The organism is Streptomyces sp. CB02959, from assembly GCF_002803155.1.
In the GTDB taxonomy this organism is placed as follows: Bacteria; Actinomycetota; Actinomycetes; order Streptomycetales; family Streptomycetaceae; genus Streptomyces.
On the sequence record NZ_NNBP01000005.1, the window covers coordinates 59,367 to 85,761 of the forward strand.

Annotated in this window: 21 protein-coding genes, 3 tRNA genes and 2 pseudogenes; 9 read left to right on the top strand and 17 right to left on the bottom strand. The window is 72.8% G+C overall.

Features of this window, described 5'->3' with window-relative positions; all coding sequences use genetic code 11:
• Positions 1–14 precede the first annotated feature (14 nt).
• Positions 15–1,475: an FGGY family carbohydrate kinase gene (locus CG747_RS10025; protein ID WP_100601326.1), complete on the bottom strand. Its 1,461-nt coding sequence runs from the start codon at positions 1,473–1,475 to the stop codon at positions 15–17.
• Between the two features lie 66 nt (positions 1,476–1,541).
• A complete protein-coding gene (locus CG747_RS10030) occupies positions 1,542–1,841 on the bottom strand; it encodes a hypothetical protein (protein WP_100601327.1) in 300 nt (99 codons plus the stop codon).
• A gap of 215 nt (positions 1,842–2,056) precedes the next feature.
• Between CG747_RS10030 and CG747_RS10035 the strand changes: the two genes are divergently transcribed.
• The 3 genes from CG747_RS10035 to CG747_RS10045 all read left to right on the top strand — a co-directional run bounded on the left by CG747_RS10035 (position 2,057) and on the right by CG747_RS10045 (position 2,459).
• Positions 2,057–2,129, top strand: a tRNA-Asn gene (locus CG747_RS10035).
• A 5-nt stretch (positions 2,130–2,134) separates the two neighbouring features.
• Positions 2,135–2,207: transfer RNA gene (locus CG747_RS10040), tRNA-Asn, on the top strand.
• A gap of 178 nt (positions 2,208–2,385) precedes the next feature.
• Positions 2,386–2,459, top strand: a tRNA-Ile gene (locus CG747_RS10045).
• Between the two features lie 172 nt (positions 2,460–2,631).
• Here the strand turns inward: CG747_RS10045 and CG747_RS10050 are convergent.
• Positions 2,632–3,117 carry a hypothetical protein gene (locus CG747_RS10050; RefSeq protein WP_100601328.1) on the bottom strand — a complete coding sequence of 162 codons (486 nt, stop codon included), beginning with the start codon at positions 3,115–3,117 and terminating at the stop codon, positions 2,632–2,634.
• Between the two features lie 360 nt (positions 3,118–3,477).
• On the opposite strand from CG747_RS10050, the gene CG747_RS10055 reads away from it, so the two are divergent.
• The gene (locus CG747_RS10055) at positions 3,478–4,566 is read left to right on the top strand and encodes an FAD-binding oxidoreductase (protein WP_257980314.1); all 1,089 of its coding nucleotides are present in this window, start codon (positions 3,478–3,480) and stop codon (positions 4,564–4,566) included.
• Between the two features lie 36 nt (positions 4,567–4,602).
• On the top strand, positions 4,603–5,004 hold the full coding sequence (locus CG747_RS49215) for a BBE domain-containing protein (protein WP_257980315.1): 402 nt from the start codon (positions 4,603–4,605) through the stop codon (positions 5,002–5,004).
• Between the two features lie 321 nt (positions 5,005–5,325).
• Here CG747_RS49215 and CG747_RS10060 read toward each other — a convergent pair.
• The 3 genes and pseudogenes from CG747_RS10060 to CG747_RS10070 all read right to left on the bottom strand — a co-directional run.
• Positions 5,326–5,628, bottom strand: a pseudogene (locus tag CG747_RS10060) (transposase); the annotation flags it as partial.
• A 526-nt stretch (positions 5,629–6,154) separates the two neighbouring features.
• On the bottom strand, positions 6,155–7,030 hold the full coding sequence (locus tag CG747_RS10065; protein ID WP_100601329.1) for a glycosyltransferase family 2 protein: 876 nt from the start codon (positions 7,028–7,030) through the stop codon (positions 6,155–6,157).
• Positions 7,031–7,174: 144 nt separating this feature from the next.
• Positions 7,175–7,975 (bottom strand): MBL fold metallo-hydrolase, encoded by an 801-nt coding sequence (locus tag CG747_RS10070; RefSeq protein WP_100601330.1) that lies wholly within the window; start codon positions 7,973–7,975, stop codon positions 7,175–7,177.
• A gap of 450 nt (positions 7,976–8,425) precedes the next feature.
• Between CG747_RS10070 and trxA the strand changes: the two genes are divergently transcribed.
• Together trxA and CG747_RS10080 are read left to right on the top strand one after the other, a co-directional pair.
• Complete coding sequence (trxA, locus tag CG747_RS10075; RefSeq protein ID WP_100601331.1) at positions 8,426–8,830, top strand: thioredoxin; 405 nt, start codon at positions 8,426–8,428, stop codon at positions 8,828–8,830.
• Complete coding sequence (locus CG747_RS10080) at positions 8,827–9,423, top strand: histidine phosphatase family protein (RefSeq protein ID WP_100601332.1); 597 nt, start codon at positions 8,827–8,829, stop codon at positions 9,421–9,423. The genes trxA and CG747_RS10080 overlap by 4 nt, the downstream gene beginning before the upstream one ends.
• A 147-nt stretch (positions 9,424–9,570) precedes the next feature.
• Here the strand turns inward: CG747_RS10080 and CG747_RS10085 are convergent, their stop codons facing one another.
• The 11 genes and pseudogenes from CG747_RS10085 to CG747_RS10140 all read right to left on the bottom strand — a co-directional run bounded on the left by CG747_RS10085 (position 9,571) and on the right by CG747_RS10140 (position 24,495).
• Entirely contained in the window at positions 9,571–10,602 is a 1,032-nt protein-coding gene (locus CG747_RS10085) for a rod shape-determining protein (RefSeq protein ID WP_016571861.1), read from the bottom strand.
• 343 nt (positions 10,603–10,945) lie between these two features.
• Positions 10,946–11,596 (bottom strand): hypothetical protein, encoded by a 651-nt coding sequence (locus CG747_RS10095; protein WP_100601334.1) that lies wholly within the window; start codon positions 11,594–11,596, stop codon positions 10,946–10,948.
• Positions 11,580–12,419: an FkbM family methyltransferase gene (locus CG747_RS10100; RefSeq protein WP_100601335.1), complete on the bottom strand. Its 840-nt coding sequence runs from the start codon at positions 12,417–12,419 to the stop codon at positions 11,580–11,582. Before CG747_RS10100 ends, CG747_RS10095 begins: the two co-directional genes overlap by 17 nt.
• Positions 12,420–12,673: 254 nt before the next feature.
• Positions 12,674–12,874 (bottom strand): annotated as a pseudogene (locus tag CG747_RS48775) (Trm112 family protein); the annotation flags it as partial.
• 133 nt (positions 12,875–13,007) lie between these two features.
• Entirely contained in the window at positions 13,008–14,111 is a 1,104-nt protein-coding gene (locus CG747_RS10110; protein ID WP_257980316.1) for a DMT family transporter, read from the bottom strand.
• 174 nt (positions 14,112–14,285) lie between these two features.
• Complete coding sequence (locus CG747_RS10115) at positions 14,286–15,014, bottom strand: bifunctional 2-polyprenyl-6-hydroxyphenol methylase/3-demethylubiquinol 3-O-methyltransferase UbiG (protein WP_100601337.1); 729 nt, start codon at positions 15,012–15,014, stop codon at positions 14,286–14,288.
• The gene (locus CG747_RS10120) at positions 15,011–16,498 is read right to left on the bottom strand and encodes a condensation protein (RefSeq protein WP_257980317.1); all 1,488 of its coding nucleotides are present in this window, start codon (positions 16,496–16,498) and stop codon (positions 15,011–15,013) included. Before CG747_RS10120 ends, CG747_RS10115 begins: the two co-directional genes overlap by 4 nt.
• Positions 16,495–21,276 (bottom strand): alpha-(1->3)-arabinofuranosyltransferase, encoded by a 4,782-nt coding sequence (locus CG747_RS10125; RefSeq protein ID WP_257980318.1) that lies wholly within the window; start codon positions 21,274–21,276, stop codon positions 16,495–16,497. Before CG747_RS10125 ends, CG747_RS10120 begins: the two co-directional genes overlap by 4 nt.
• Entirely contained in the window at positions 21,273–21,998 is a 726-nt protein-coding gene (locus CG747_RS10130; protein ID WP_100601338.1) for a class I SAM-dependent methyltransferase, read from the bottom strand. The genes CG747_RS10125 and CG747_RS10130 overlap by 4 nt, the downstream gene beginning before the upstream one ends.
• A 7-nt stretch (positions 21,999–22,005) precedes the next feature.
• Positions 22,006–23,196 (bottom strand): glycosyltransferase family 4 protein, encoded by a 1,191-nt coding sequence (locus CG747_RS10135; protein ID WP_100601339.1) that lies wholly within the window; start codon positions 23,194–23,196, stop codon positions 22,006–22,008.
• A gap of 279 nt (positions 23,197–23,475) precedes the next feature.
• Complete coding sequence (locus tag CG747_RS10140; protein WP_100601340.1) at positions 23,476–24,495, bottom strand: DUF3068 domain-containing protein; 1,020 nt, start codon at positions 24,493–24,495, stop codon at positions 23,476–23,478.
• Positions 24,496–24,825: 330 nt separating this feature from the next.
• Between CG747_RS10140 and CG747_RS47870 the strand changes: the two genes are divergently transcribed.
• Positions 24,826–24,972, top strand: a complete 147-nt coding sequence (locus tag CG747_RS47870; RefSeq protein WP_167739071.1) for a hypothetical protein — start codon at positions 24,826–24,828, stop codon at positions 24,970–24,972.
• An 8-nt stretch (positions 24,973–24,980) separates the two neighbouring features.
• The gene (locus tag CG747_RS10145) at positions 24,981–26,384 is read left to right on the top strand and encodes a helix-turn-helix domain-containing protein (protein ID WP_100601341.1); all 1,404 of its coding nucleotides are present in this window, start codon (positions 24,981–24,983) and stop codon (positions 26,382–26,384) included.
• Positions 26,385–26,395 lie beyond the last annotated feature (11 nt).

Sequence of the window (26,395 nt, forward strand, 5' to 3'; positions counted from 1 at the left end):
CGCCGGCCCACCGCTCAGCCCTCCCGTTGGAACGCCCCCGGATGGGCCTCGTCCCGCACCGCCGCGTACTGCTGCCGCACCGCCTGCCACACCGGCAGCTCCTCACCCGGCTCGAAGACCTGGCTCGCCGCCGCCGGCCACCGCGGCGGCTCCGGGTACCCCGCACCGTCGTCCCCACCGGCGGCCGTGCCGTGCGCCACCTGCCACGCCCACGCCGCCTGCCGGGCCGCGCCCAGCGCCGCGTACTCCGCCGGCTGCGGCACCACGACCTGCGCCCCGAACAGCCCCGGCGCGGCCGCCTGCACCGCACCCAGCTCCGCCGCCGCACCCAGCAGGAACACCCGGCGCACCGCCACCCCCCGGCCCCGCAGCACGTCCAGCGCGTCCGCGAGCCCGCACAGCATGCCCTCCACGGCCGCCCGCGCCAGATGCTCCGGCCTCATGCTCTCCCGCCGCATCCCGTGCAACGACCCCGCGGTGTGCGGCAGATGAGGCGTCCGCTCACCCTCCAGGTACGGCAGCATCACCATCCCGTACGCACCGGGCGACGACGCCAGCGCCAGCTCGGACAGCCCCGCCAGATCCGTCCCCAGCATCTCCGCGGTACCGCGCAGCACCCGCACCGCGTTGGTGGTGTGCACCACCGGCAGATGCCGCCCGGTCGCGTCCGCGAACGACGTGATCGTCCCGGTCGGATCCGCCAGCGCCTCCTCGTGGATGGCGAACACCGACCCCGAGGCACCCAGCGACACCACCGCGTCACCCACCCCGACCCCCAGCCCGAAGGCGGCGGCCATGGTCTCGCCGGTCCCGGCCGAGATCAGCAGCCCCTCCGGCGTGAAACCCGCCGTCCCCGACGGCCCCAGCACCTCCGGCAGCCGCACCTGGTGCCCCAGCGCCAGCTCCACCAGATCCGGCCGGTACGCACCCGTGGCCGCCGACCAGTAACCGGTCGCGGACGCCCCGCCCCGATCCGTGGTCCGCCGCGCCGGCCGCCCCAGCAGCTGCCAGGCCAGCCAGTCGTGCGGCGTCATGACCTCCGCGATCCGAGCCGCATGCGCCGCCTCGGACCGCGCCAGCCACCGCAACTTCGTCACCGGATGCTGCGCCTGCGGCACCGCCCCGACCGCATGCGCCCAGGCCGCCCGCCCGCCCAGCGCATCCACCAGGTCCGCGGCAGCGCTCTGCGCCCGCTTGTCGTTGCCGACCAGCGCCGGCCGCACCGGATTCCCGTCGGCGTCCAACGGCACCAGCCCGTGCTGCTGCGCCGCGACCCCGATGGCCTGCACGCCCTCCAGCAGCCCGTTCCCCGCGGCCTCGCCGAGTGACATCAGCCACGCCTGCGGATCGACCTCGGACCCCTTCTCGACGGGGTGCGGCGCGTACCCCTGCCTGATGACGGCACCCGTGTCCGCGTCGCAGACCACGATCCGTGTGCTCTCGGACGAACTGTCCAACCCGGCGACTATCCCCATGGCCCCAGATGATGCCCCATGAACCCCATGGGGAAAGAGTCAGGGTTTGCCCGCCGGGGCCCGGACTCACGTATTGCTGGTGCCCCACTCGTCCTCATCGGCCGCCCGCTGCTCCCGCAACGACCGCACCCGCTCCGCGACCGTCGCGGGCAGCCGCCCCTCGACCTTCGTCGACACCGTCACGAACGCCTTCGACGCGGCCTGCCGCCCGCTCAGCGCCGCCGACTCGGCGGTATTGCGGACCGCGGGGTTCTGCGCGATCCGCCGGGCGCTCTTGCGGAGCTGCTCGTACCGTTCCCGCCCGGCCCGGGTGCCGAGCACGTATCCCACCGCCAGTCCCGCGATGAACGTGAGCCGGTAGCGCATCGCTCCACCTTTCCCTTGCCGCTCGATCCCGTCCGGTGCCGGCCGGCACCGGACGCCGGGCGGGGCACCTGCCCACCGGCACCCGGGCCGCCCGCGGCGACCTCCGGCCATACCGATTGGCGGAGCACCCCCCTGCTTGCGCTAATGTATGTGTCGCAGCGAGCGCACGCCGTCCGGAGCCCCGGACAGCGATGCATTCGAGGCAAGCAGAGCAATCCCCTGTAGCTCAATTGGCAGAGCAGCCGGCTGTTAACCGGCAGGTTACTGGTTCGAGTCCAGTCGGGGGAGCTCAATCCCCTGTAGCTCAATTGGCAGAGCATTCGGCTGTTAACCGGAGGGTTACTGGTTCGAGTCCAGTCGGGGGAGCAGAGGAACGAGGACCCCGGAAGGGGTCCTTTTTCTTGTGCCCGGGAACCGAATCCCCGGTGATCGAAGTCCTCTTGGGCATGCAAGGTCGCCCGGCGGCAGCCCGCACGGGCAGCAGATCGTATGAGCGGCTATGCTGCGGCAGACGGCGCGCACAAATGTGCGCGACGCGCCGTGAGGGGCGGTAGCTCAGCCGGTTAGAGCAGCGGACTCATAATCCGTCGGCCGTGGGTTCGAGTCCCACCCGCCCCACACCGGCAGGTCAGTGCAAGAACGATCTGACCAGCTAAGACACGGCATCGAGGGCCGCCACGGCAACGTGGCGGCCCTCGTTCATTCCTTCGGACCAAGATCCAGGGGACATCCAGGGGACACGGGACCGCTTCAGCGGACCGGCGACCCTTCACAGGGGACAGAGCACCCCTCACGCCGCCTTCCGGCGCTCCTTCGAGGCTCGGCGAGAGGCGCGGGTCGCGGCGGGCGGCAGGCCCGTCGGCAGGGCCCAACCATCGACGCTCGGAGTCTCGGATCGGGCAACCGTGAACCGCGTGAGCGAGAAGTCCGATCTCTGCTCCTCCGGGTACCGGTCGTTGAAGTTTTCGACTCGAACCAGCTCCAGGTCGTTGGCGGTGCCGTGGTCCCTGACCCACTTCACGGCCGCGTTGGCGGCGTCGTCCTGGCCCCGGTCGGTGAGGGTGATCACGCCGAGGAGATCGGCGTCCGGTTGCGTCTGGGCTCCAATGACCCAGGTGCCCCTTGACTGCCTCGCGCCGTGGGCGAAGAAGACGGCGATGTCGTTCTGCCAGGCCCTCTCCGGTATCGCTAGTGGTGTGCGCAACTCGAAGGGCACGTCGCGGGGGACGACGGCCATGACCGACTCGGCCTCGGCTCGCATCATCTCGGGCAGCACGCTGGTGTAGCCCCGCCATCCCGGACGGTACCCGGGGGCAGGGTGCACTCTTTCCCTGGGACGGGAAGGGCATCGCTCGACTGGGTTGCCGAGACAAGGCTCTGGTGTGTCATACCCGTATGGCTGCTGCGGGTGGCGGTCGTCGTGTTGTTGGGTCAGGCTGGGCGGGACGCTGGGTGGCCTCGCGTCCCCCTCCAGGAGGTCGACGCGCGAGGTGCGGAGCTGCGGCGTCAGGTCCTCGGCTGCGGTTGTGAGCGTGTCCAACCGTTTAGCGTGATCGCCCTTGCTACCTTCCACTTCGCATAAATCGCGTAGCAAGAAACCGATTTGTGCCCGTTGGCGGTGAGGAGGACACGGACCATGAATGACTTTTCCCGTCGCGGATTGCTGAAGGCGACGGCGGTCGCCGGTGCTGGTGCGGTCGCCGGTGCCGGTGCGGTCGTCGTGTCGGGCGACGCGGCCGTCGAAGCCCCAGGCGCAAGCGCCGTGACTGAGACTTCCGTGAGCGGTGAGCACGGGGCGAAGTGCCCGCCGGCGCAGCTGACCGGCCGCATCGTCCGCCCCAACGACCCTGGGTACACGGACGCGCGCCTCGGCTGGGACCGGCTCTTCTCCCACTATCCGCTGGTCATCGTCTTCGCCCAGAACACCCAGGACGTGGTGAACGCCCTGACGTGGGCGCGGCAGAACGACGTCGCGCTGCGGATCCGGAGTGGTCGCCACAGCCTTGAGGGCTGGTCGAACGTCGACAGCGGCCTCGTGATCGATATCAGCGCGCTGAAGTCGGTCCACATCGACACCCGCTCTCGCATCGCGAAGGTCGGAGCCGGGCTCAACCAGCTGGAAGCGGTGACCACGCTCGCGAAGCAGAACCTCGCGGTGACGACGGGAACCGAGGGAAGTGTGGGCCTTTCCGGTGCGACGCTGGGGGGCGGCTTCGGATTCCTCACCCGCTGGCTCGGTATGGCTTGCGACAGCCTGATCGGCGCCGAGGTCGTGGTGGCGGATGGCGACGAGTGCGCCAAGGTGATCGAGGTGGATCTGAGGAACCACTCGGACCTGCTGTGGGCGCTGCGCGGCGCGGGTAACGGCAATTTCGGGATCGTCACCTCACTCACCTACAAGGTGACACCGCTGAAGAGCGTCACGTATGTGCAGGCCATGTGGGACGGAATCGCCGACCTGCGTAGGATCTTCGACGCTTACCAGCGCACTGCGCCGTACATCGACGACCGACTGGGAACCCAGCTCGAAGTTCACCGGAACCGGACCCTGCTGTTCGCGGTCCTGGCGGAAGGAACGCCGGCAGAGGCGCAGAAGCTGCTGGCCCCGATCCTGTCGATCGGCAGCCCCAAGGTTTCGACGCAGTTGGGCAACTGGGGCGACGTGTATGCGGGATTCCAGACCCCGATCGGGGAAGAACCCGCGAACTGGAAGTTCTCTTCGTAGTTCACCAAGAAGCCGTTCCCGACCAAGGCGATCGACGTGATCTCCTCGTTCATGGCGGACGCCCCCACCGACGAAAGCAACTTCTTTGCTCAGGCATTCGGCGGGGTGGTCAGGAGGAGTCCCCGCGGCGGTACGGCGTTCCCGCACCGCGACGCACTCTTCTACTCCGAGCCCGGCGTCGGCTGGGGCAAGCGCAGTGACCGGCCGGGCGTGTGCGACCCGCTCACCCCGCAGGCCCAGGCCTGGATCGCCGAGTTCAGCCAGGCACTGCGCTCTTACGTGGACGGTGCCTACGTCAACGTGCCGAACATCGGAATGCAGGACTGGGAGACCGCCTACTGGGGGTCCAACTTCAGCCGGCTGCGCCGGATCAAGGCGGGCTACGACCCCCGCAACGTCTTCCAGTACGACCAGAGCATCCCACCCGCGTCCCGCTGACCGAGCACGGCCTGAGCCCCCTTCCGCCCGAGCGGTGAGGGGGCTCAGCTATGACCTGGCCGTCCTGAACTTCTCGCTGGACGGTCGCTTCATCCGCAGCTGCAACCTGCTGACGCGGAGGTCGGTTCGGGTGCATGGCTGGTGCAGCAGCCGTCGCCGAAGGCGAGCCGGAAGCGGCCGCAGCGAAGGTGAAGACGCCGGATGTCACCGACAGCTCGTTCGAGATACCCGTGGCCACCGCCAAGAAGGTGCCCGCATTGGTTCATGCCTCGATCCAGCCGGCCGGGACAGGCCCGCGGAGGCGCTCGCTTACTGATCATTTCAAAATGAGGTCCGGAGTCTCCTCAAGCAGATGATGGAGCAGGCGGGTTCGAGCAGTGCCTGGTGGATGTCGGCGCGTATCTCGCAGCGGATGCGCAGGCGTTTGAATTGGTGGAGCCAGGCGAAGGTGCGCTCGACGACCCAGCGGGTCTTGCCCAAACCGGAGCCGTGGGGTGTGCCTTTGCGGGCGATTTTCGGTGTGATGCCGCGGGCCCGGAGAAGGCGGCGGTACTTGTCGTAGTCGTAACCACGGTCGGCGAACAGCCGGCCCGGCCGGTGACGCGGACGCCCCCGGACCACACGCTACGACAAGCGCGGCTGCACCTTCCTCGGCACCGTCACGGTAGCTGCCCTCGCGATTTGGCTTCGCGCATAACCGACCGGACGGCCCCTAACGATCGAGCCAGTTGCCGTGAAAGCCGGCCGGGACGCGGCGGGCAGGTGCGCGGTGGCGATGGGCGGCGCGGGCAGGTTGTCGGCGTCCAGGATGACCAGGTCGCTGCGCTCGGTGGCCGGCAAATCCACGGATCAGGAAGGCCGGCGCAGGACGCCAACACGTTCAGCGTTCTGACCTGCGGAAACAGGAAGATCAAGGCAAGATGATGCGTTGATCGGAAGATCCGAAAAGGACTCGTAATCCGTCGGCCGTGGGTTCGAGTCCCACCCGCCCCACCACAGCCACCCGGCGCAGAAACGATCTGGCCGGACGGCGCACGGCGAGAAGACGGGAAAAGGCCCCCGCGGGAAACCGCGGGGGCCTTTCCTGTGGACGGCGCAGGGGGCGGGGCCACGGGCCGCGCCGCCCGGCCGCCTACGAGACGACCGCCGGCTAGATGACCGGGGGGCGCCCCAGCCGCGTCATGCGCCACACGGTGCGCCAGCGCATCGGCCGTCGGCGTCCGCACGGGGTCCGGACCCCCTCGGCGAAGCCCGCGCCCCAGGCCCGCAGGCCCGCCGCCGACGGGCTGCGGACCGCCGTCAGGCCCGCCCAGACACCGAGGTAGACGGGGACCAGCACCGCCGGCAGATGGCGCTTCGCCAGCCAGACGCGGTTCCGGGCGACCATCCGGTGGTAGACCGCGTGCCGGGTCGGCGAGGTGTAGGGGTGCTGCAGCACGATCTCGGGCGCGTAGCGGATGTGCCAGCCGTCGTCCAACGCCCGCCAGGCCAGATCGGTCTCCTCATGGGCGTAGAAGAACTCGTCCGGCCAGCCGCCGGTCCGGTCCAGCATCGGTACGGACAGTGCGTGCCCGCCGCCGAGGAACGTGGTGACCAGCCCGCCCTGCTGCGGATCGCCGACCCGCAGGCGCGGCACGTGGCGACGCTGGGTGCGGCCCAGCTCGTCGGCGATGCGGAAGCTGACGATCCCCAACTTCGGGTCCTGCTCGTACAGTTCCGCAAGCCGGCTGAAGACGTCCGTGCTGATCAGCAGCCCGTCGTCGTCCAGGTCGACCACCACGTCCAGGTCACCGAGCTTGCGCAGCTCGTCCAGGGCGACGTTCCGGCCACCGGAGACACCCAGGTTCTCGCTCAGCGACACACCCGTGACGCCTTCGGGCAGCGGCGGCAGCGGCGAGCCGTTGCCGACGACCACGATGTGCGTCGCGGGGAGGTCCTGCTTCGCCACCGAATCCAGCAGGTCCTGGAGTTCGGCGGGGCGGTTTCCCATGGTCAAGATGGCGACGCCTACGCGCAGCTGACGCACAGATGAACACTCCGTTCTTGGCGGTCTCTTCAGCGATGCTAGCCGCCGCCACAGACCACTGCGTGCCACGACGCAGGCGCCACGACATCCCATCGGGGCCCGACCGGAGGCGTCCATGCCCGGGTCCGGACGGCGGCCCCGCGGTCAGCCCTGCGGGGCGGTGGCGCCGGCGAGGGCGCTCGGTCGGGCGGCGAAGGCCAGTTCCGGGCCGAACCGCTCCTCGAAGCCGTCGGCCAGGGCACGCAGTGCCGCCGCACCGTCCCCGTAGTACGACGACCCGTGCATCACCGCCAGCGTCCTGGGCGCGAGCCGGGCCAGGGAACGCAGCGTCTCCACCGCCGCCGTCAGGCAGGACGTCTGGCGGAACAGCTCCTCCGCGTCCAGCGCCGGCCCCACCAGATCGCGGTCGGTGACCGGCGGGCCCTTGCCCAGGTGGGTGAAGAGATCCCCGCACAGCAGGGTGCCGGTGGTCTCCTCGAACAGCACCCGCGCCTCCCAATTGTGCGGAACATGCGGGGTGTTGAGGTGCATCACCCGGCGCCGCAGCAGCTCCTTGCCGCCCAGGTCGAGCGTTTCGCCGTGCGACAGGGGCCGCGGCGGCCGGTCGGCGAGATCGTTGAGCGAGACCAGGCACCCCTGGAGCCCGTGCGCCACCTGGGCGTGCGGGGCCGCGGCCAGGAACGCGTTCATCGCGCCGCACTCGTCGGCCTCCACATGCCCGAACGCCAGCCAGCGCAACTGGTCCAGCGGCACCACCCGGCCGACGGCCTCCGAGACCCGCGGGAAGAGATGGCGCATGCCGGTGTGGAAGAGCAGCGGCTCCTCCGCGTCGATGAGGAACTGGTTGAACGTGAAGCCGGCCGGCGCGGCCACATCGGGAAGGAAGGTGGAGATCCGGTAGATGCCGTCGGCGATCTCGTCGACGCGCGTGTCCGTCGGGTCCATCGGGCCGACGCCTCCTTTTCCGGGGCGGCCCCTCGTCCATCGTAGGGCGGGGGTGCCGGGCGCGGCAGTTCGAAGGCCGGGGCGAGGGGACGGGCCCCGGGGCGCGGCGGTGAGGTCGGGGAGCGAGGCGGGCGCCTCGGACCATGTGATCTCGGCCACGGCGCGTCTGGGGCGGCGCGGTGTGGGCAGGGGAGCCCGACGGTCCGGTGTGCGGAATACCGTACGGGTCGATCCTGTTACGAAAACCGTCAGGGAAGTGGAGACGGAGGCAGTATCGGGAGGCGGGCACCGGCCGGGCGTACGGTCGGCGCCCGACGCGCCGCCGGCCCGCCGTAGCGTCGTACACCCGAACCAACCGAACACCGGATCCAGCCACACACGACAGTCGCCTGGGAGGCGCCGGCGTCAACCCGCCGGCGCCCCCGACGGCCCGCAAGTAGGGAAGCGCGTATGAGCACCGTGGAGCTCACCAAGGACAACTTCGACGAGATCGTCTCCGGCAACGATTTCGTCCTGATCGACTTCTGGGCCGAATGGTGCGGTCCCTGCAAGCAGTTCGGGCCGGTGTTCGAGCGGTCGTCCGAGAAGCACGGCGACCTGGTGTTCGCCAAGGTCAACACGGAGAAGGAGCCCGAGCTCGCGGCCGCCTTCGACATCCGCTCCATCCCCACCCTGATGATCGTCCGGCAGAACATCGCGGTGTTCGCCCAGCCCGGAGCGCTCCCCGAAGCCGCCCTGGAGGACGTCATCGGCCAGGCCCGCGGCCTCGACATGGACGAGGTCCGCGCCTCGGTCGCCGAGGCCCAGGCCCAGCAGGGACAGGGGGGCGCCGGCGAGCAGGCGCAGGGCGAGTGAGCGAGCTGCTGCTGGTCCGCCACGGCGAGACCGAGTGGAGCCGCGACGGCCGGCACACCAGCTGGACCGACCTCCCGCTCACCGCCAACGGCGAGGAGCAGGCCCGCGCTCTGCGGCCGCTGCTGTCGAGCCGCAAGATCGCGCGGGCGTACGCCAGCCCGATGACGCGGGCCCTGCGGACCGCCGAACTGGCCGGCCTCCCCTCCCCGCACGTCGTCGATGACCTGCGGGAATGGGACTACGGCGGCGACGAGGGCATCACCACCGCGGAGATCCACCGGACCAGACCCGACTGGTACCTCTTCGACGACGGCGTCGCCCCCGGCCCGGCCGACCACCCCGGGGAGTCGCCCGAGGAGGTCGGGGCGCGCGCCGACCGCGTACTGGCGCTCGTCACGCCCCACCTGGAGGTCGACGAGGGCGACGTGGCGCTGGTGGCCCATGCCCACTTCCTGCGGGTACTGACCGCCCGCCGCCTGGGCCTACCGCCCGCCGCTGGTGGCCTGTTCACCTTCGGCACCGGCACGGTCGGCGTCCTGGGCACCGAACACGACCGCCCCGCGGTCATCGCCTGGAACGCGCGGAGCCTGTAGCGGGGAGGGACGGCACTCCCTCCCCCTCGCCCGCTCCGTCTGCCCCTCCGTCTCCGTCTGCCTCGCCGTCTCCGTCTTCGCTCGTGGCGTCCGGTGGGTGGGCGCGTGTGCGGGCCGATGCCGTCGATCCGCGGTCCGGGCGCGGGCTCACGGCGCCATCGGATCGAGATGCAGGGGCTGCACCTTGCCCTCGATCATGGCGCCCAGCCCCTGCACCGCGCAGGTGCCCGGCTGGTCCGCGATGTGCACCGGCATCGACGTGGCCTCGTGGATCATCGGCTCCAGACCCGGGATCAGCGCGCTGCCGCCCGCCAGCATGATGCCGCGCTCCCCGAGGTCGGCCACGAGATCGGGCGGGCAGCGGCGCAGCACCGCCCCGATACCGTCGAGGATCGCCGTCAACGGCGTGATGATGGCGCGCCGCACCCGCTCGGTGTCCACGTGCACGGACCGGGCGAGCCCGCTGACCACGTCCCGCCCGTGCACCTCCGTGGAACCGGGCGTGAGCTCGCCGTCCCCGGACAGCATCAGGTGCAGCGGACGCACGGACTGGTTCGGCAGCATCAGCTCGTGGTGCAGCCGGAGGTGCTGGATCACCGCGTGGTCGATGGCGTTGCCGCCCACGGGAACGGTCTCCGCGGCCACGATCGAGCCCAGCGAGAGCACCGCGACCTGCGTGGTGCCCGCACCGCACACCACGATCATGGTCGCTTCGGGCTGTTCCACCGGGAGCCCGCAACCGACGGCCGCCGCGACCAGCGTGTCGACCAGTTCGACCCGGCGCGCACCCAGCCCCGTCAGGGTCTCCACGGCCGCCCGCTGCGCCAGCGGCTCACTGCCGTACGGGAGGCAGACCGCGGCCCGCATCGTGGGGCGCCGCCGCCAGGTCTTGCGCAGCTTGTCGCCCACCAGGTGACGTAGCAGGCGCTGAGCCATGTCGATGTCCACGACCGTCCCGTTGGAGACCGGCCGGACCACACGGATGTAGTCCGGGGTGCGGCCGTCCATCAGCTCGGCCTGGGCGCCCACGGCCAGCATCGACCCAGTGCGGGTGTTGACCGCGGCGACGGTCGGTTCGTCGACGACCAGCCCCTGGTTCTTGACATACACCCTGGTCCGGGCCGCGCCGAGGTCGACGGCGGCCGAGCAGCGTCGCAGTTGGGCGAGGCTGATGGTCATGGTGGATTCCTCCCCGACGGGCCGGTGTGAACGTCCCGGGTGGACCGGTACTGGGCACGAGCGCCCGCACGTGAGCGCTCGTGCGCCATCCTCCGGGCCCGCACCGGCCCCCGCCTGTTGAGCGCGTCCGCTTGGGGGAGGGGCGGGAGAGGGGCGGGAGAGGAGGTGGGGGCGGGGGTCTCGGGGTGGGGATGGGGGCTGTGGGTGGGAGTGCGGCTTGTTGGTCTGCTGTGTGGCGATGTCGCTGTGGAGCTGACGTGGCAACACCGCTGGTCCTGTCTATAGGGCGTGACGGGGCGTCAGGGCACGCCGCGGCGCCCTACCAGCGTCATGTGACGCGGTATCAGCGCTGCTGATCCGTCGCGGCCGGCGCTTCCCCGGCCCTGTCCACCCGGCGCTGGTAGAGGCCCCAGGTGAACTCCGCGACGACATCCTGCCGGGCGCCGTCCGGTCCGGGGGCGGTGCAGGCCAGGCGCCAGCGGGTGGGGGCGCTGCCCTCCATCGGGCGGGCCGGGGCGAAGGCGCGGGCGACCTCGTCGACCGTGCAGGACCACGGGACGAGATCCGCGGTCGTACGGAGGTCCGGGGCGGGGGCGTTGGGGGCGCGGACGAGCCAGGCGTTCCAGACGCCGCCCCCGGGTGCGGTGAGGACCTCGAACCGCAGCTCCGGCCAGAGCGGGACCGGCCAGGTCAGCGCCTCGCAGGTCAGGTCGCCGATGCGGCGGGTGGTGACGGTGTCGGGCGTACCGAGGAGCGCCCGGTACGGCTGGGCGCCGGCGCGCGCCCGCGGAGCGTGCATCCGGGCCTGCCAGCGGCGGTTGGCCTCGCGCATCTGCGCGCGGGACACCCGTAGTTGGCGGAGGGCGTCCTCGACGAGAGCCGGCTGGTGGTCGGCCATGCGGCGCAGCAGCACGAGCTGGAAGGTAAGAGGTCCTGGCAGGTCGGAGGGGGTGCCGGAGCCGGTGGGCGGGTCATTGTCAGTGGCGGGGTTCATGATGGACATGGTCGTGGATGGTGGCCGGGGGAGGCGCGGAAGCGGTGGTCGAGGCGGTGTGCGCGGGGCCGGGGCGGACGCCGTCGGGGAGGAAGAGCACGGAATTGACGTAGCGGCGGTGCGGGGCGAGGGAGCGCCGCAGCAGGCCGTGTTCGGCGACGTAGGAGGTGCGGGACTGATGGGTGGGCAGATCGAAGTCGGCCAGCGGCAGCCAGCGGTCGTGCGGCAGGACCCAGCCGCGATACCCGCGGGCGGCCGTCCATTCCAGTACGGGCGTGAGCGGCTGGATGCGCGTCTCCAACTCGATGAAGAGCGCGGGGAGTTCGCGCTCTATGGTGTGTGCCGCGCCGCGTAGTACTGCCAGTTCACCGCCGTCCACATCGATCTTGATGAGGGTGACGGCGGTGAGGTCCAGCGCGTCCAGGGGGAGGCAGGGCACGTCCAGGGTGGCGGAGTGCACTTCGCGGCGTACGAGGGAGGAGACCCCGCGGTCGCCGCGGCCGTCGGGCGGGAGCCAGAGCGTGGCGCAGCCGGCGTGGTCGGTGGCGGCGGCCGACACGACGTCGACGTGCGCGGGGGTGACCGAGGCGAGCAGCCGGGCCAGATGGGGGACGGGCTCGATGGTGACGACGTGGTCCGCGCGCCGCGCCAGGCGCCGGGTCCACGGGCCGTACCAGCCGCCGACGTCCACGGCAGTGCCGCCCGCCGGGCAGAAGTCGGGCAGCCGGCCCAGCTCCGGTTCGAACCGCGGGTAGAGCCCGGCCGCCAGCGCCGACACCAGCCGTCCCGGCAACCAGCGCCCCAACCGCGCGGCAAGCGTCACGACCCTGCCCCCGCCCCGGATGCCATTGCCTCCGCCCCGGGCTCGGCTGTTCCTGCCGGGAGTTTTGTTTGTTCTGTGGCTTCTGTGGCTTCTGCGTCTTCTGTGCCGTCCCGGCCTTCTGGATCTTCCGGTGCCTTTGGTGCTTCTGCCTCTGCTGTCTCTTCTATCTCTCCCGTCTCCCTTGTCTCCCGTTTCTCGGCTGTCTCGGCTGTGCCTGCTGTGTCGGCTGTCTCGGCTGTCGTCTCCGCCTCCTTGATCTGGCGTACCGCGTGCTCATGTTCCGCATCCGAGAGCTGCTCTCCCAGGGACGGGAGCAATTGCGGAATGCCGTCGAGGATCGGGTAGCGCCGCCGTAGCCGTGGGTTGTAGAGCGCGTCCTCTGAGGCCAGCAACATCAGCGGTCCCTTGTCGATCGGGCACGCGAGAATCTTCAACAACGCATCGTCGGCCTTCACGACTCACTCCCGTCACGCACGACCTCGCCCGGCACAACTTCGCCATCGTTCAACCTCGCCATTGATCGATCCCTTCGTCGCTTGTAACTCTTCTGTCGCACAGGTCGCACAGGTCGCACAGGTCGCAGGCTGCTCAGGTTGATTGTGTTGTGTCCTTCTTGCTTCCTTCCGCTCTCCCCGTTCGCCTCCCTCCCTGTCCCGCTTCGAGGATCAACTCGCCTGACTTGGTGGGAACCTGGCAAGTGCGGTCGGCTGCTGGCGGTGCGGCGGGTGCCGGTGGTTCCCCGGGCGTCGGTCGGGGTGTGGGGCGGGGCGTAGGCCGGGGTGGGGCGGGTGAGGTGCGGTGGGGCATCGGGGGTTCCTCGTGCCGTGGTAGTGCCAGGAGGACCGTTAGTGCCACGGCCGTGCCGCCCAGCCGCAGGGTCAGGCGCCAGGGGTCGGCGGGCAGTGGTTCGCCGAAGGCGATGGTGCCGCAGGCGACGGTGAAGACGCAGGTCACCGTGGTGCAGACGGGGACGATCACCGAGGCTCGGCAGCGCTGTAGGGCGGTCTGTGACAGGACCAGGCCGGTGGCCCCGGTGACCAGGAGCAGATAGGGGTAGGGCGAGCGGAGGAGGGTTGCCGCGGCGGCCGGAATGTTGTGGAGGTCGAGCAGTCCGGAGACGCCCTTGATGGCCAGTGAGCTGACGCCGTAGAGGAGGCCGACGGCCACCCCGTACGGGACGCCGGCGGTCGGCAGGCGGTGGCGGCGTCGGGCGCGCAGTTCCGCCGAGCGGTACAGCAGCAGTCCCACGGCCAGGGCCGGTATGGCGATCGCGAGCAGGGTCGCGGGTGGGGCGGTGCGGGCGATGGCCTGGGAGTCCTCGTTCCGGAGGGAGGCGACGACCAGTACGAGTGCCAGGACGATCGCCGCGATGCTCTGCCGTTCCCGGCCGCTGGTTCGCTCGCCCAGCACCACCGAGGACATGAGCAGCAGCAGGACCAGGCCCGAGATGAAGATGCCCTGGGCGGCGGCGATGGGGAGGGCGCGGTAGACGGCGAGTTGGGCGGCGAAGCCGGCGGCGAGGGCGAGTGAGCCACCGAGCCACAGGGGGCTGCTGAGGAGGTGGCGTACGAGTCGGGCCGGGTGGCGGGTGTTGAGTGCGGGCAGTGCGGCCAGTGCGCGTTTTTCCAGTACGAAGCCGGTGCTGTACAGGACGTTGGCGAGCAGTGCGGACGCCACGCCCCACCAGAGCATGGGCCTTCCTCCTCTCGGGTGGTCGGGTGGTCGGGATGTCGGGTGCTCGGGATGCCAGGCGGCCGGGTGCGTGGCGGTTGTGGGTGGGTGGATGGGGCGGGGTGGGCCTTGCGGGGGCCTCTGTCCTTGCTGTTTCGGCAACGATTACGGAGTGTAGTTTTGTTCCCGGGTTCGTTACGGAGTGTGGCGGGGGCGGGCGTGGGCCAGGAGGATGGAGGCCAGGGACGGGGTGTGGCAGGCGGCGCGGTCGAGCGGGCGGAGGGGGCGGGGGACGTCGTGGTACGGGGCGCCGGCGATGCGGATGACGTCGAAGCCGGACGCGGTGAGGAAGGCGCGGAGTGCGCGGGCGGTGTAGAGGCGTAGGTGGCCGACGACCTGGGTGCCCGGGCGGCCGTGGATGGCGCGCAGGCTGACCTCGGAGAAGACGGGCTGGACGCCCGCGAGGAGCAGGCCGCGGTTGTACCAGGCGGCGAGGTTCGGGGTGGAGAGCAGCAGGTGGCCGCCGGGGCGGAGGACGCGGCGTAGTTCGTCCAGGGCGGCGTCCGGGTCGACGAGGTGCTCGATGACCTCGCTGAAGAGGACGGCGTCGGCCGAGTCGGTCGCGAACGGCAGCCCGCCGTCGGTGAGTTCGCCGCGTACGACGTGACCGATGTGGGTGGTGGCGCGGCGGAGGGCGTCCTGGGACCAGTCGACGCCGACGACGCGGTGGCCGGTGAGGACGTCCGCGGCGGTGGCGGCGGCGGTGCCGTCGCCGCAGCCGATGTCCAGGACGGTGGCGGGCGGGGCGTCGGCGTGTACGGGGCCGAGGGCGCGTGCCAGGAGGCGGGCCTGCCGTCGGCTTCGGGCGTGGCCGGACGCGACCGGTACCGCCGGGTTCTCGTAGAAGTTCCGCAGGGCTGTCATGGGGTGCCCCCTTCGGGCCGGGGTGCGGCGCCTTCCGGTGGTCGGTAGGCGGTGGCGGCGAGGGAGGAGCGGAAGAGGGCGAGCAGGTGGGCGGCGGCCGCGTCGTCGAGGAGTGCGCGGGACCAGCGGAGCGCGAGGTGGATGCGGTTGCCGTCGTGGGTGGAGGCGGTGGTGATGCTCAGGCCGCGGGGCATCCGGGCCGGGGCGGAGAACCACACCGCGGTCGCCCGGCCTCCGGTGGCGCCGAAGTCCAGGGGGTACGGGACGCGGCCGATGTTGGAGAGGAGGGTCGTGGGCGTCCAGGGGGCGGCGAGGGAGCGGAGGGCGCGGGTGAGGGCGCGGCGTGTCCCGACGGGGAGGGGGAGGGAGGTCAACAGGGTGGCCGGCAGTCCGAGTTGGCTGCCCGGGGTGGCCGATTTCAGGGCGCGGGTGCGGGCGGCTGTTTGGTGGAGGAGTGAGGTGAGAGGGGCGAGGGGGGTGAGGGGAGTGCCGGGGGTAGTGGGTGGTGGGGGGAACGGAACGGGGGTGAGGCGGGTGCCGTTGCCGATCGGCATGTGCGGGCCTCGTGGCCGGTCGTCGATGGGCATGGTGATGACGACGGGGGCGGTGGGGCGGTCGTGCAGTTCGTTCCAGCGGGCGGCCGTCAGGTAGGTGGCGACGAGGAGTTGGTCGTTGACGGTGTACGGGGGCCGTGCGCCGGTGGTGGGGCGTGGGGGGCGGGTGGGGACGGGGAGTTCGGTGAGGAGCATGCCGTTGCCGTTGCCGTTGACGTTGCCGGGGCGGGTGGTGTGGGTGTGGTCGGGGGCCAGGCGGGCGGGGCGGGTGAGGGGCCTGGGGCGGTAGTGGGGCGGTGGGGCTGGAGGCTCCGGATGGGGGGTGGGTGCCGAGGCGGAGACGGAGGCGGGGGTGGTTCCGCCGTACAGTTCGGCGGCGGTGGCCAGGATGCGTAGGCAGGCCGGGCCGTCCAGGGCGGTGTGGTGGACGGTGAGCAGCAGGACGGTGCCGGCGGCGGCTGGTCGGTGGTCCTCGGTTCGGTGGTGCCCGGTGGTGTGCGGGGGCTCGATGACCTCCAGGCGGACGGGGGGTGCGGCGTCCAGGGGAGGGCACTCGGTGAGCGCGCGGGTACGGGCGCGTGCGAGGGCGTCGGGACCCGGGGGTGGGAAGGCGACCGGGTCCGTGTCGGGGGTGGGGGTGAGCTGCCAGGTGTAGTGGCGGTGCCACCAGCGGGTCGGTGCCTGGCGCATGAGGATGCGCGGGTGGCGGGCGAGGGCCTGGTGGAACGCGGTGCGCAGCCGGTCGTGGTCGAGTCGGCCGGGGAGGTGCACTTCTATGTGGACGGTCTCCGGTTCGTCGTCCTCCAGGCAGTGCCGGGAGATCTCGTCCACGAGGGGGAAGGGGATGCGGGCGGGTGGGCTGAAGGGGGTGTGCGGGCGGGCGCCACGGCTCCGAGGCGGGTCGGGGCGGGCCGGCTGCAGGGCGGTCATCGTGGGGTGTCCTCCTGGCCGGTGGGCGGTTGGAGGGCGCCCGGGGGGCGGCTCGTTCCCGGTGGTCGGGTCGTACCCGTTGGCGGCGTGGCGCGCTGCGGAGGTGCGGTGTGCGGCGCCGGTGCCGGCGCGGTGCGTGGCGGCGGTGTTGTGCGCGGTGGCGGGGGTGGCTCCGGTGGAGCCCCGGCCGGCTGCCCGGCCTTTCTGCCGGCCGCCTGCCCGGTTGCCCCCGCAGTCGGCCCTCCGGCCAGTCCGTCAGCCGGGCCCCCGGCCAGTGCCTCAGTCGGACTCTCGGTCGGCGTCGGACTCTCGGTCGGCCGCCCGGTGTTCTCCCGGAGGTGGTCCCGGCCGCGATGGGGCAGTGGTGGGTGGCCGGTCGGCGCGCCGGTCGGAGGAGCGGCATCGGTATCCGCGGCGGCCGTGGCGGCATGAGTGGCGGGAGCGGCAGCAGTGGCAGGCGTGATGCCTGTGCCGGTGGGGGTGGGGGTACCGGTCCCGTTCGCGGCGGCCGGGGTGCCGGGCGTGGGTGTCGGCAGGGTGATGACGGCCGCCGTGAGGGCCAGGAGGGCCAGGGCCTGGGCGAGGGTGCTGAAGGCGCCCTGGTGCTCGGCGACCGGGCGGCCGGCGCCGAGGGCCGCCGTGATCCCGGCCGCGAGCATGGCGGCGCCGGCCAGTGGTGCCAGCGCCCGGGGCCGGAGTCGGGCCAGCAGGGCCAGGGGCGCGACGATCAGCGCGTACGGGCCGGCGGCCATGGCCAGTACGCCGGTCAGGGCCAGCGTGCCCAGGACCCAGGACGGGGCGGGTGGTTGCTGTGCGGCGGGCGGTGGGGTGCGGGGGGTGCGGCGGATCAGGGCGGCGGCGAGGAGCAGGGCGATGCCGAGGGCGCCGCCGATGAGGCCCAGGTGGTAGAGGGTGGCCGGGGTGTAGGTGAGTTCGACGGTGCCGCCGGCGCCGGCGGGGACGAGGAACGCCTGTTGCCAGCCGTCGATGCGGAGCGGGGTGAGTTCCCGGCCGTCGAGGGTGGCGTGCCAGCCGTCGTTGGCGTTCTCGTGGAGCTGGAGGTAGGCGGCCCGCCCGGCGCCGAGAGCGACGGTGCGGTGGTCGCCGGTCCATTCCCCGGGGGTGGCGGTGCGGGCCGGGGCCGGGGTGGAGACGTCGGAAGAGCCGGGGGCGCGGGTGCCGAGGGCGGACGGGGCGCCGGTGGTCCGGGCGTTGCCGGACTGGCTGTCGGCGGACTGGATGCCGACGGCCTCCGGGCCTCGGCTGAGTGTCACGTCCGTGAGGGCCAGCGGGCCTTGGTCGCCGGCCTCCACGCGGTGCTGGCCGGCGCGGAGCAGCAGGCGTCCGTCGGTGACGGCGGGGCCGCAGGGTCGGACGGTGAGCGGGCGGCGGTCGGTGAGGTCGGGGACCGCGCCGTCGGCCCTGGTCGCGTACAGGATGCCGTCGACGGCGAGCATCGGGCCCTGGCCGCAGGGGAGGGAGAAGCGTTTGCCGGGGTCCGGGCGGGGGGTGCGGTAGGCGTCGAGGGCGGGGATGTAGACCTCGCTGAGGCCGACCGGGAGTTGCAGGGCCTGGCCGGCGACGGGGTTGCTGAGGGTGAGTTCCTTGACCTTGCTGATGGTGATGTCGAGGCGGTCGGTGGTGATCGGGTCGAAGCGGGCCAGGCCGTTCTCGTCGACGCCGGCGGTGGCCGCGCCGTAGGGCGAGTCGAGTTGGATCTGCTCGGGGCGGGTGGAGATGCCGCCGGCCGCGGCCAGCACGATCTGGTCGATCTTCTTCTTGCCCGGCCAGCGCAGGTGGATGGTGGGTCGGGCGCCGGCGATCCAGGCCGTCGTCAGGTCCCCGTCGACGAGGTTGCGGGGGCTGAGGGACTGGCCGAAGCCGAAGCTGGTGGAGTCGGCGGTGGCGGTGATGCGGTCCTTCTGCTCGGGGGCGATCTTGTCGAGGAGCCGGTCGAGGGCGGGGCCGGGGACGGCGAGGGCGGTGCCGGTGACGGCGTACGGGGCGGTGCGGCCGGTACTGAACTGGCGGTGCAGGCCGACCTCGGCGGAGGCGGGGGAGAGGCCGCCGGGGTCGCTGCCGCGGTGGAGGGAGACGGTCTCGGAGGGGGAGTCGGACTTCGCGGCGTCGGTGGGGAGTTGGAGCATCCGGGTGACCTGGACGCCGGGGATGGCGATCTCGGTGAAGCCGGCGCCGGAGAGTCCGGCGCGAGGGGACTGCGAGCCGGTGATGGTGAGTTGGAGCCAGGTCGCCTTGCCGGGCGGGGCCTTGATCTGTTGGCGGGAGCCGTCGGGGCGCAGGGTGCTGTCGGCGCTGCCGCGGTCGGTCTGGATCCGGACGGCGGTGGGGGCGGCGCGCAGCCCGTCGCCGGGAAGGGGGGTGACCGAGAGGGTGGCGGGGAGGGTGGTGGGGGTGGTGAAGGCGATGCGGATCCACTGGCCGACGGGGTTGCCGGCGCTGCCTTCCGCCCAGGCGGTGTCGGGGTTGCCGTCGAAGGCGTTGACCGGGTCGTACTGCGGCAGGTGGAAGAGCCAGTTGCCGCTGGAGGACGCGGTGACCGAGGCGGCGCCGCGGAGGACGGCGGTGGTCTGGTGGTCGGTGCCGGAGGTCGGCAGGATCTGCCGGGGTGGCCGGCCGGGGTCCTGGACGCTGCCGGGGAGGTTGGTCTCGTCGGCGGTGTAGGTGTACGAGGTGTTGCTGTTGACCAGGCCGAAGCGGGTGTCGGCGCGCCGCAGGCCGTCCGTGGTGAGCTGGAGCGGCGGGGTGCCGAGCCCGGGGTGGCGGTCGCCGGACAGGACGGTGGCGCGGTTGCGCAGTGCGGGGTCGGCGGAGAGCTGGAGGAGGGCTTCCGGGCCGCCGCTGAGCTGGGCGGTGTCCGCGACGGCGGGGGCGGTGACGGGGCCGGGCTCGGCGACGTCCTGCGGCCGGTAGATCTCGACGGCGCGTTGGCGCGGGTAGAGGCCCTGGACCTGGAGGGGCGCTTCGGCGGGGATCCGGCCGGCGGTGGTGAGCGGGCCGAACGCGGCGACCTTGCGGTAGCCGGACGCCTCCAGGGTGCGTTCGACGGTTTGCGGGGGGACGTAGCCGATCTGGTCGGGGTCGAGGTCGTTGCGGACGACGACGTCGTGGAGGCCGGCCCGGTGCAGGTAGTCGCGCAGGCCCGGGACCTCGGCGCCGGTGAGCAGGGCCTGTTCGACGGCGTCCAGGGCGCGGCGGGAGCCGGGGGTCCCGAAGGGCACGAAGTCGCGCTGCGCCCAGGGGGATCGGGCGAGCACGTCGAGGGGGTCGTCGATGGGGGAGCCCCAGGTGAACAGGCCGTGGGCGGTGGCGGGGACGACCAGGGCGCGGCTGCCGTGGGTGTGGTCCTTGAGCCAGCCGGCGGTCTGCTGCCAGTAGGCGGGGAGTTGCCGGAAGGCGCCGGGCTGGAGGATGTTCCCGTTCAGGTACGGCAGGGCGAGGGCGGGCAGCACGAGGAGCGCGGTGACGGCGGCGGGCAGCCGGCGGACGGGTGCGCGGGTCCCGCGCCGTCCGGAGCGCGTCCACCGGGCGGCGCCCAGCAGGTGGGCCAGGCCCAGGGCGAGGGCGAGGCCCAGGCCGGGGGTGAACTTGTAGATGTTGCGGAACGGGCGCAGCCAGCCGTTCAGCCAGTCCTGCCAGGGGCCGTGCAGCGGGCCGCCGAGGGCGCCGCCGTAGCCGGCGAGGGTGATCAGGGCGACGGTCAGCACGGTCAGCAGCAGCCAGCGGCGTTCGGGCAGGTCGCGGCGGGCCAGGCCGGCCAGGCCCAGGGCGGCGGCGAGCGCCGAGCCGGCGACGGCGACGGCGTTGCCGGTGATGGTCCAGCCGGCGGGCAGCCACGGTTTGCCGAAGTTGAGGTAGCCGACCCAGTTGCCGGCGCCGCGCAGCAGTTCGGTGGCGGACATGGTGCCGGTGGTGGTGTCGGCCTGTTCGATGAACGGCATGAAGTTCTCGCCGTGCAGGCCCAGCAGGAGCAGCGGGATCACCCACCAGGCGGTGGCCAGGACGACGCCCGGCAGCCACCAGGTGAGCAGGGCGCGTCGGCGCGGTCCGGTCCGGGTGAGCAGGTACAGCAGTGCGGGCAGGAGGGACGCCAGGGTGGAGGCGGCGTTGACGCCGCCCATGCAGGGGATCAGCAGTGCCGAACGGGCCGCCGCGGTACGGGCGGTGAGCCGCGGGTCGGTGAGCGGCAGCAGCACCCAGGGCAGCAGCGCGCCGGGCAGGGCCGCGGCGGAGGTGGAGCCGACGACGATGGTGAAGGCGGGCCACAGGGCGTAGCAGGCGGCGCCCAGGATGGGGGCACCTCCCAGCGGTAGCTGGGGGAGGGTCGGCGGGGTGCCGGTGCGGAACCGTTCGGCGAGCCGCAGGGCGCCCCAGAAGGCGACGGTGACGATCAGCGACATCCACAGCCGTTCGGCGAGCCAGACGGGCAGGTGGACGAGGTGGGCCGCGCCGTAATACGGGAGGGCGGGGAAGGCGTAGCCGACGTACTGGTCGGCGAGGCCGCCGAAGCCGGCCCGGTCGTGCCACAGCTGCCCGAGGTCGGCGAGGAACCGCCAGGGGTCGGTGGCCACGCCCAGCTTGGTCTCGAACGTCATCTTCCCCGGCGAGGGGGCCAGGAACGCGACCAGCACGGTCACCCAGAAGGCCAGTAACCAGCGCCTGCGCCGGGGCGCGTCGGGCGGTGGGGCGGGGGCGGTGGCCGCGGTGCCGCCGGCGTCGGGCGCTCCGGGGGACGGGGACATCTTCAGCGTCTGGGTCATGGCAACCGCCGGAGGATGAGGAGGAGGTTCCAGGTGGCGATCTCGCGGACGCCGGGGAGGCGGGGAATGGTCTCGGCGAGGAACGGCGCGTAGCGGGAACGGGCGGTGAGGACCGCGACGTCGTCCCGGGCGCGGACCTGCCGCAGGGTGCGGCCGACGTGCACGGCGAAGAGGTTCTCGCCCAGGGTGTGTTTGGCGGGGCGGCCGGTGCGCCGGTGGTAGCGGCGGCGGGCCCGTTCGGCGCCGAGGTAGTGCCAGGGCGCGGTCTCGTGGCCGCCCCAGGGGGAGAGCCAGTTGGTGAACGCCACGTAGACCAGGCCGCCGGGGCGGGTGACCCGCACCAGTTCGCTGAGGAAGGTCTGCGGGTCGGCCACGTGCTCCAGGACGTTGGAGGAGAAGCAGACGTCGGCGGTGCCGTCGGCGAGCGGCAGCAGGTAGCCGTCGGCGCGCACCGCTCCGTCGGGGGTGCGGCCGCGGGCGGTGAGTTCGGCGGTGTCGGGTTCGAAGAGGTAGCCGTGGGCGCCGCGGCGGCGGAACTCCTCGGTGAAGTGGCCGCTGCCGCCGCCGATGTCGGCGACCACCGCGCCGTTCAGCGGTGCGTACCGTTCGACCTGGTCGGCGGCGTCCCGGGCGAGCAGCCGGTAGCAGTGGTCGGGGTCGGTCGGTTCGTTCAGGAAGGCCCGGAAGAGGGCGAGGGACCTGCGCAGCGAGGGGTCGCGCACGGGGCGGTCACCGCCCGGGGAACGGCTGGAGGTACGCCTCCGCGGCGACTGCCCGGAAGCTGCGGACGGTCCGGCTCCATCTGAAGCGGGCGGCGCGGTCGGCGGCGGCGGCGCCCAGGGCGTGCCGTCGCCGGGCGCTCAGCGCCAGGGTGCACCAGTGCGCGGCGAAGGCGCTCTCGCCGCGCGCCAGCAGCCCGGTGGTGCCGCCCTCGACGGAGTCCCGCAGCCCGGGGATGTCGAAGCCGAGGGTGGGGGTGCGGCGCGCGGCGGCCTCCATCACCACCAGGCCCCAGCCCTCGACGAGGGAGGGGTGCAGCAGCAGCCAGGCGGAGCACAGCAGGCGGTGTTTTTCCTGCTCGGAGATCCGGCCGGTGAAGGTGACGTCCGGACCGGCCAGCGCGGTCAGCCGGTCGCGTTCCGGGCCGTCGCCGACGATCACCAGTCGGCCGCCGGTGACCGGCCGGACCCGTTCCCACAGCCGCAGCAGCAGGTCGATCCGCTTGTACTCGACGAGTCGGCCCATGGCCAGGAACAGCGGTTCGGGGTCTTCGGGGACGAGCGGGCCGGGTTCCTCCACACCGTTGTGGACGAGCCGGATCCGGTCCGGTGCGACACCGAGGTCCCGGAGCGCGGCGGCCGTCGAGTCGGAGACCGCGACCATCAGGTTGCCGCGGTGGGTGCCGGCCAGCGCCCAGTGCTCCAGGCGGCGGCCGAGGCGGGCGGCGGGCGCCGGGTAGCGCATCCGCCACAGGTCGGTGTGGACGTGGTTGACCAGGCACAGGGTCGGGCCGCGGTGCCACAGCGGCGCGAGGTACGGCATGCCGTTGCAGACCTCGACCAGCAGGTCGCAGCCGCCGGTCCGGCGCGTCACCTGGCGGGGGACGCGCAGGAAGTGGCCGGCGTCGCCGCCGGCGGAGACGACCCGGTAGTCGCGGTCGGCCGCCGGCCCGCCGCACACCAGGGTGACCTGGTGCCCGTGCGCGGTCAGCCCGTCGGCGATCTTGTCCACCAGCAGCTCGGAGCCGCCGGCGGCGGGGTTGCCCAGATCGCGGCGGGCCAGGAACACGATCCGGCGGGGGATCGGGGCCGGGGGCGCGGCGGTGGCCGTGGACGGCGCGGGGGACGCCGGTGGCGCGGGCGGGGCGGGCGCGGGGGACGCGACGGGCAGGGGTGGGGAAGCGGGTACATGCTGGGGCATGTGCGATCCAACTCGTCTCAGGGTGCGGTACCTGCGGTGGGGGACGTACTGCGTGCTGAGTCGTGCGGGTCGTGCGGGTTGTGTGGGGCGAGCGGGTCGAGCGGACTGAACGAACCAAACAAATCAAACGGATTGAACGGATTGAACGGGCTGAACGGATTGAACGGGGCGTTCCGGTGCGGGGCGTGTTCCGGGTGGGAGGACAGTTTTCGCGGCCGGGCGGGGCCGCGGCTACTCACCGGGGTGACAAAATCCGCTCCGGTCCCGCCCGCTTTCTCGTCACGCCGCTGAGAATCGGCCACCTCGCCGCCCGCCACGGGCCACCAGCACGCCGCCGGCCACCGCGAGCGCCCCACCGGCCGCGCCGGCGGTCACCGGCAGGGTCCGCCCGACCAGGGTCAGCTTGTCGCTGTCGGCCCGTGCCAGAGCGATCTGCGCCCGGCGGGTGTCGGGGGTGAACGCGAGGTTCCGGGCCCGGAGGAGGACCACCGCGTCATGCTGGGAGCCGGGTGCCCGCAGCGTTTTGACCGGCGAGATCGACGCGTCGACGATCCGCCCGGTGCGCTCCTCGACGACCAGGCTGATCCCGGTGTTGGCGTACCACTCCTCGGCCTGGATCTGGGCCTGACCGGGCCGGCCGACCAGGCGCCCGGGGACCTGCCGGGTGCCGGTCCGGGTGGCCGGCACGGTCCCGGTGAAGCGGTAGCCGGTGATCCCCGGCAGCCGGGTGGTGCCGGCGAAGCGGAGCGGGACGGCCGCGCCGAGGGTGTCGTCCCACCAGCGGTACGTCTTCTTCTCCACGGCGAAGGGGAACTTGAGGTAGGCGTCCCCGTCGAAGCGGGACGGGTTCTCCCCGCAGCAGTGCACCGGGGCGTTGCTGCGCCGGTCGGTGACCCAGCGGCCGGTGGTCCACTGGAACGCCCGGCGCGGGTCCTCCAGGGGCAGCGTGTGCGGGGTGTCGACCGTCGTGGACACGTCCCAGACCGCCCGCCCGCTCTGCTCGCTCGCCGCGACATCGCCCAGCACGTGCCGGGTGATGGTGATCCGCTGCCGGTCCCGGGTGGCCAGCGCCCCGGTGTCGAAGTAGCTGCCGGTGCCGGTGAAGACCGTGGTGACGTCGACGTCGACGGGGGTGACCGCGGCCCGCGGCGTCACGTACCAGGCCAGCAGCGGGGCCAGCACCAGCAGGAACACGCCGGCGCCCAGGGCGGCCAGGGCGAGCGGCGTGGCGGTGCGGGGGGCGGGGGCGGGGGCCGCGGGGTCCGCCGCGGGACGGCCGAGATGCCTGGATTGGCGCATACGAGCACTCCTGGAAGCGGTGAGGGGAACACGCCCTGGTGCACGTGCGGCGCCGCGACGCGGCGTCATGGGCCGGGAACGTAAGCGAACCCTTGACAGCGCGTCAATGCCCTTCCACACTCGGCAGGCACCGTGACCGAAGCGGCGCCGCGCGGTGGGAACGCGGCACCGCCGCCGGTCTTCCGAGCCGTTGGGCCTGCGGGCCGCGGGGCCGCAGGGCCGTCCGCCCCGCGGCCGTCCGCATACCGACGTGCTCCTCCTGTGCCGCTCTCCGGTACCGGCTCGCGCCGCTCTCCCGGTACCGGCTGCCTACGAAGGGATCGCCGCGCCATGCACCGCACGCTCGCCGCCGCGCTGACCGCGCTGGCCGCCGCCGCCCTGGCCGTGGGCGCCGCGCTGGGCATCGTCGCCGCCCTGGAAGCCACCCCCGAGCAACCGAACGTGCCGCTGGTGACCTTCGGCCGGCCCGGCGCGTAGGGCCGGCCGTGGTGACCGCGGTCCGTTCGGCGTGGCGGGAGGTCCCGCCCCCTCAGGTGCACCGGTTCGCCGCCCTGGCACTGGAGGAAGTCCCCGCACTGGCGCAGGAGATCTTCCGGGAGATCCGCCGCGAGTACCCCCAACTCCACCTGGTTCCCGACGAGTCGGGGGAGCCGAGGGCCCTGGTGGGCATCCGCCAGTCCCTGGAGCACTTCGTCGCGCACCTCACCGCGGGCCTGGACCGGCCGCACGTCCACCCGCGCGTCTTCCAGGAGTTCGGCCGCGGCGAGGGCATCCAGGGCCGCAGCCTGGACGTCCTCCAGGCGATCTACCGGCTGGGGGTGCGCCTGGCCTGGCGGCGGCTCGCGGAGATCGGCCAGCAGGTCGCCATCCCGGCCCCCGCGATGTACGAACTGGCCGAGTCCGGCTTCGAGTACCTCGACGGGCTGGTCGCCGAATCCGTCCGCGGCTACGCGGAGGCCGCCGCCCGCCAGGCCGGCGAACGCCTGCGGATGCAACGCCGCCTGATGGACCAGCTCTTCGCCGAGCCGGACCCGGTGGCCCGCGACGGGCGGCGCCACCACCGGGACGGCATCCGCCAAGGCCCTCTCCAGGACCCCGGCGACCCGCCCCCGCCCTCTCCCGCACTCTCGCCCCCGCCTTCTCCGTCGCAGCCGCCCTCCCCCTCGCCCCTGCGCTCCCCCTCGCTCTCCCCCTCGCCTCCGGGCGGACGGGGGCACCTCCAGGACCGCGGGGACCCCCGTCCGCTGCTCGCCGAACGGGCCCGGTCGATCGGCTGGCCGCTGCCCGAACGGGTCGCGGTGGCGGTCCTGCTGCGCCCGGACCGGGAGGCGGTGGCGCCCGCGGTGGCCGACGAGATCCTGCTGGACATGGAGTGTGAACGGCCCCGGCTGGTGGTGCCGGATCCGGAAGCCCCCGGCCGCAGCGAACTGCTGGCCCGCGCCGCGGCCGGCTGGTCGGGTGCCATCGGCCCCGCCGTGCCGCTGCTGGACGCCGGGAAGTCGCTGCGCTGGGCGGCCTCCGCGGTCGACCTGATGGAGCGCGGACTGCTGCCCGCGGGCGAACTGCTCCAGTGCACCGAGCACACCGAGGCGCTGGTCCTGCTGCCGCCCGGCGAGCTGATCGAGGACCTCAGTCGCCGCCGGCTCGCCCCGCTGGACGACTGCGGCCCCACCCACGGCCGGCGGCTCGCCGAGACCCTGCTCGCCTGGCTGGAGACCCGCGGCGGCGCCCCCGAGATCGCCGCCCGCCTCGGCGTCCACCCGCAGACCGTCCGCTACCGCCTCCGCCAGATCCGCGAACTGTGGGGCGACGACGTCGACGACCCCGACCGCCGCTTCGAACTCGAACTCGTCCTGCGCGCCCAGCGGTTACGGGGAAAACTCGGGTAGCCCAAGGGGGC

Excerpts from the sequence above, each read along its gene's own strand:
- CG747_RS10140 (WP_100601340.1), bottom strand. The coding sequence starts at position 24,495 with ATGCGCCAATCCAGGCATCTCGGCCGTCCCGCGGCGGACCCCGCGGCC.
- CG747_RS10070 (WP_100601330.1), bottom strand. The coding sequence starts at position 7,975 with ATGGACCCGACGGACACGCGCGTCGACGAGATCGCCGACGGCATCTAC.
- CG747_RS10125 (WP_257980318.1), bottom strand. The coding sequence starts at position 21,276 with ATGACCCAGACGCTGAAGATGTCCCCGTCCCCCGGAGCGCCCGACGCC.
- CG747_RS10030 (WP_100601327.1), bottom strand. The coding sequence starts at position 1,841 with ATGCGCTACCGGCTCACGTTCATCGCGGGACTGGCGGTGGGATACGTG.
- CG747_RS10115 (WP_100601337.1), bottom strand. The coding sequence starts at position 15,014 with ATGACAGCCCTGCGGAACTTCTACGAGAACCCGGCGGTACCGGTCGCG.
- CG747_RS10120 (WP_257980317.1), bottom strand. The coding sequence starts at position 16,498 with ATGACCGCCCTGCAGCCGGCCCGCCCCGACCCGCCTCGGAGCCGTGGC.
- CG747_RS47870 (WP_167739071.1), top strand. The coding sequence starts at position 24,826 with ATGCACCGCACGCTCGCCGCCGCGCTGACCGCGCTGGCCGCCGCCGCC.
- CG747_RS10025 (WP_100601326.1), bottom strand. The coding sequence starts at position 1,475 with ATGGGGATAGTCGCCGGGTTGGACAGTTCGTCCGAGAGCACACGGATC.
- trxA (WP_100601331.1), top strand. The coding sequence starts at position 8,426 with ATGAGCACCGTGGAGCTCACCAAGGACAACTTCGACGAGATCGTCTCC.
- CG747_RS10055 (WP_257980314.1), top strand. The coding sequence starts at position 3,478 with ATGAATGACTTTTCCCGTCGCGGATTGCTGAAGGCGACGGCGGTCGCC.
- CG747_RS10110 (WP_257980316.1), bottom strand. The coding sequence starts at position 14,111 with ATGCTCTGGTGGGGCGTGGCGTCCGCACTGCTCGCCAACGTCCTGTAC.
- CG747_RS10135 (WP_100601339.1), bottom strand. The coding sequence starts at position 23,196 with ATGCCCCAGCATGTACCCGCTTCCCCACCCCTGCCCGTCGCGTCCCCC.
- CG747_RS10095 (WP_100601334.1), bottom strand. The coding sequence starts at position 11,596 with ATGAACCCCGCCACTGACAATGACCCGCCCACCGGCTCCGGCACCCCC.
- CG747_RS10085 (WP_016571861.1), bottom strand. The coding sequence starts at position 10,602 with ATGACCATCAGCCTCGCCCAACTGCGACGCTGCTCGGCCGCCGTCGAC.